The sequence below is a fragment of the Brunnivagina elsteri CCALA 953 genome, from assembly GCF_002289455.1.
Taxonomy (GTDB): domain Bacteria; phylum Cyanobacteriota; class Cyanobacteriia; order Cyanobacteriales; family Nostocaceae; genus Brunnivagina; species Brunnivagina elsteri.
Window position 1 is genome coordinate 1 of record NZ_NTFS01000477.1, and the last position, 4,547, is coordinate 4,547.

Annotated in this window: 3 protein-coding genes; all 3 read left to right on the forward strand. The window is 41.4% G+C overall.

The genetic code is table 11. From position 1 onward, the window contains the following. Window positions 1–196: 196 nt before the first annotated feature. Window positions 197–1,915, forward strand: a complete 1,719-nt coding sequence (locus CK510_RS26715; protein ID WP_095724548.1) for a diflavin flavoprotein — start codon at window positions 197–199, stop codon at window positions 1,913–1,915. A 148-nt stretch (window positions 1,916–2,063) separates the two neighbouring features. Further along, complete coding sequence (locus CK510_RS26720) at window positions 2,064–3,776, forward strand: diflavin flavoprotein (protein ID WP_095724549.1); 1,713 nt, start codon at window positions 2,064–2,066, stop codon at window positions 3,774–3,776. A gap of 318 nt (window positions 3,777–4,094) precedes the next feature. Next, entirely contained in the window at window positions 4,095–4,268 is a 174-nt protein-coding gene (locus CK510_RS32425; protein ID WP_169927033.1) for a hypothetical protein, read from the forward strand. Window positions 4,269–4,547 lie beyond the last annotated feature (279 nt).

The following is a 4,547-nucleotide window of genomic DNA, read 5'->3' on the forward strand; positions in this document are numbered from 1 at the left end:
TCGCTATAATATGCTTCGTTGGTTAAAGACATCTTAAAGAACATTTTTTTAGTATAAATAAAGACTAAAAAATAGATATTTTGAATACATATTGACTTTTGAGAAAACTAAGATACTTGACAACTTTACAAAAATATTTATGAGCAAAATATAGATAGTAAAAAACAAATGATGATTGGTGCTTCGGAGACAAACTATGGTAGCTGTCACAGAGAACGTCCAACGTCGGTTAACTATACAAACTGTTGAAATTGCCCCTAATATCACGGCAATCCGCTCGCTTGATTGGGATCGCGATCGCTTTGATATTGAGTTCGGTTTACAGAATGGTACAACCTATAATTCGTACCTAATTAAAGGCGATCGCATTGCTTTGGTGGATACTTCCCATAGCAAATTTAGCGATTTATATTTAGAAACGCTGAAAACCCTAGTTAATCCGAAAGCGATTGACTATATCATCGTTAGTCACACCGAACCTGACCACAGTGGTTTGGTTGAAGATGTTCTCCAGTTAGCTCCTAGAGCGACTGTACTAGCTTCAAAGGTTGCACTACAGTTTCTTGAGAATCTGGTTCATGACCCTTTTTCTAAAAGAATTGTGAAGTCGGGAGACGTTGTAGACTTGGGTGATGGTCACGAAATCGAATTTGTGAGTGCGCCAAATTTACACTGGCCTGATACGATTTTTAGTTTCGATCGCAAAACCAAAACCCTGTTTACCTGCGATGCGTTTGGGATGCATTACTGTAGCGACGATACCTTTGATGTCGATTTGGAAGCGATCGAACCCGATTTTCGCTTTTACTACGATTGTTTGATGGGACCAAATTCCCGCTCTTTATTGAATGCAATGAAGAAAATGGGTGAACTTGGCGAAATCAAAATTATCGCTAATGGACATGGACCCCTACTTTATCACCACCTGGACTTCCTCAGGGAGAAATATCACAATTGGAGCCAAGTTCAGGCAAAAGCTGAAACTACCGTTGGCATATTTTATGTTTCTGGGTATGGTTATGGCGATAAACTTGCCCATGTGATCGCACACGGGATTCAAAAAACGGGTGTGGGTACTGAGGTTCTCGATCTAAGTACTGCTGATGTCCAGGAAATCCAAGGATTAGCTGGACGTGCCGCAGGTATTGTGGTAGGAATGCCACCCAGCAGTAATCTTGCCGCACAAGCTGGGATTAGTTCCTTGCTTGCGGTTACGAAAAACAAACAATGCATTGGTTTGTTTGAATCATTTGGTGGTGACGATGAGCCGATTGACTCTCTCCGCAGACAATTTACCGAACAAGGTGTCAAAGAGGGATTTGCTGCCATCAAAATCAAAGAAAGTCCAAGCCCAGCTACATTCCAATTGTGTGAAGAAGCGGGTACGGATATTGGACAACTCTTGGTAAGGGACAGAAACATCAAGCAGGTGAAATCCCTTGATGTGAATATGGAAAAAGCCCTGGGACGGATTAGTAATGGTTTGTATATTATTACTAGTCAGAAAAATGGCGTTAAAAGCGCTATGTTAGCATCTTGGGTGGCACAGGCAAGTTTGCAACCATTAGGCTTTACCGTCGCTGTGGCTAAAGATAGGGCGATTGAAGCTTTTATGCAAGTTGGGGACAAAATTGTTCTTAATGTCCTTGAAGAAGGCAATTACAAGGAGCTGAAGAGGCAATTCCTCAAACGCTTACCTCCTGGTGCTGATAGATTCGCGGAGGTGAAAACCCAAACTGCTAAAAACGGTTGTCCCATCCTCAGCGAAGCACTAGCGTATATGGAATGCGAGATTACTGACAGCATGGAATGTAGTGACCACTGGATTATGTATTGTTCTGTTAAGGAAGGTAAGGTTTCTAAACAGGATGGTGTGACCGCAGTTCGTCACCGCAAGGTTGGAAATTATTACTAATTAGGGGATTGGGGATTGGGGATTGGGATTTTCTTATTCCTTGTTCCCTGTTCATTATTTCCTATTTTTATATAGACGACCCAATATAGACGACCTATCGGGTCGTCTCTACGCTTCTCATCCCTTCACACGCAGATAAGTATTAAATATGAACGAAAATCTCCGTGACGTGCAGGTGCTGCCGATTGCGACGAACACTACAGTATTGCGATCGCGTAGTTGGACTAGACAACGTTTTGAAATTGAATATGCCCTAGCAAGGGGTACTACGTCAAATTCCTATGTGATTCAAGCTGATAAAATCGCGATTATTGACCCACCTGCGGAAACTTTTACGGAAATATATAAGGAAGCACTGCGTCGCTGTTTGGAGTTGGAAAGTATTGACTATGTAATCATTGGTCACTTTAATCCAAATCGCATGGCAACGTTGCGGGCATTGATGGAGATTGCCCCTGATGTGACTTTTGTAACTACAGTAATAGGTGCAAATTATCTAAAAACGGCTTTTTCTAACCCGAATTTGAAAGTATTGGCGATGCGGGGTAAGGAAACCTTAGATTTGGGTAAAGGTCACGTTCTCAAGTTTATCCCTACTCCTAGTCCAAGATGGACGGAAGGACTTTGTACCTACGACCAGCAAACGCAAATTCTCTATACTGATAAGTTATTTAGTGCCCATGTTTGCGGGGATGAAATTTTTGATGAGGATTGGGGCAAATTTAAAGAAGACCAGCGCTACTATTACGATAGCGTTATGGCTCCCAATGCCGTCCACATCAAAGCGGCATTAGAGAAGATTTCCGACTACCAGTTACGGATGATAGCAACGGGACATGGACCTCTACTGCGCTATGGTTTGATTGAACTGGTGAAATTCTATAAAGAATGGAGTCAATCGCAAACCGAAAGGGATATTAAAGTTGCTTTGTTATATGCTTCCGCCTATGGGAATACGGCAACTTTAGCACAAGCGATCGCATTGGGCTTAACTAAGGGTGGTGTGGCAGTTGAATTGATGAACTGTGAATTTGCCGAACCTGAAGAAATCAAAGATGCAGTCGAAAAGTCGGAAGGTTTTATCATTGGTTCTCCCACGATTGGAGGACATGCACCAACACCAATTCATACCGTATTGGGAACAGTTTTATCTATTGGTGATAATAACAAGTTAGCTGGTGTATTTGGTTCCTATGGTTGGAGTGGTGAAGCATTCGATTTAATCGAAGGTAAGCTGAAGGAAGCTGGATTTAAACTTGGGTTTGAAACAATACGTGCCCGCTTCAAACCATCCGACAAAATACTGAAAAATTGCGAAGAATCAGCCATCGATTTTGCCCAAACCCTAAAACGAGCAAGGAAACTACGATTGCCCCAACCATCCGCCAGTCCAGTTGAACAAGCCGTTGGTCGTATTGTCGGTTCGGTATGTGTAATTACTGCACAACAAGGCGAAATCTCCACGGCAATGATGGGAGCTTGGGTATCACAAGCAACATTCAACCCACCAGGATTAACAATTGCGATCGCAAAGGAACGGGCGATCGAATCGCTGTTACATTCTGGGAGCAAGTTTGCCTTGAATATTCTTGCGGAAGGTAAGCATCAGGAATATATGAAGCACTTCCGTAAGAATTTTGCACCAGGGGAAGATAGGTTTGCGGGATTTGTTACGACTACTGCTGATAACGGTTGTGTCGTTTTTGTTGAAGATGATACTGCTTATCTTGAATGTACTGTCAGTAAGCGGATGGAATGCGGCGACCACTGGGTAATATACGCAACAATTGATAACGGGAAGTTGATTAAACCTGATGCTACCACGGCAATGCATCATCGTAAATCGGGAAGTTTTTATTAAGGAAGGGAATTTTGGCTGTTAGCTATTAGCTTTTGGCTTTTAATCTTGATATTTTCATCTCAATAATAGGTGCGCTAGTTATTACTAGTGCATCTTTTTCTTTCTACCCCTTGCCTAATGACCAATTCCCAACCTCCATATATTCCCGTATCAGTATCTAACTTCATCATTTACTAAATATTCCGCAATTATCACCAAGACATCAGTATCTAAGCTGTGTAATCTTTAACTTGTATATTCAGTGGATGGCATCGATTCTTACAAGAGGTCAAACGCTGTAACAACGTTTTTATTTATACTAATTTGTTTGCTTCTCTTATGAATCCAGAAGAAACCCAAATAAAATTTCCGTTTTGGCAGTATCTCAATCAACCATTACTCGGTACTGAGAAACTACCAATTCTTAATCCCCGTCGTTTTTCACAAATTTACCGCATCGAACTTTTAGAACGTTGCTGGAAAAAGGAATGCGATGCTAAAGGACCATATTAAAAGAGTTATGAGTTATGAATTAGAGAACACTAAAAAGTAAATTATCCCAAATTGTTGTAGGGCTGGGGTATCCACCAGCCTTATGAATGGTAAGATTGACGATTCTGTAAAGTCATATTTTTCCAGTTTTACAATGGTTTAGTCACCGAAGTCTCTTTTTAAACATCATTGCAGGATTCGTTAATTCTGGAAAAAGAACTATTTGCTTAACAAGCTTGTTCTGTTTAATTCCCCAGCAATAGAAGGGCAGCGTGCAAACTTTGCCACGGGGAGTATCCC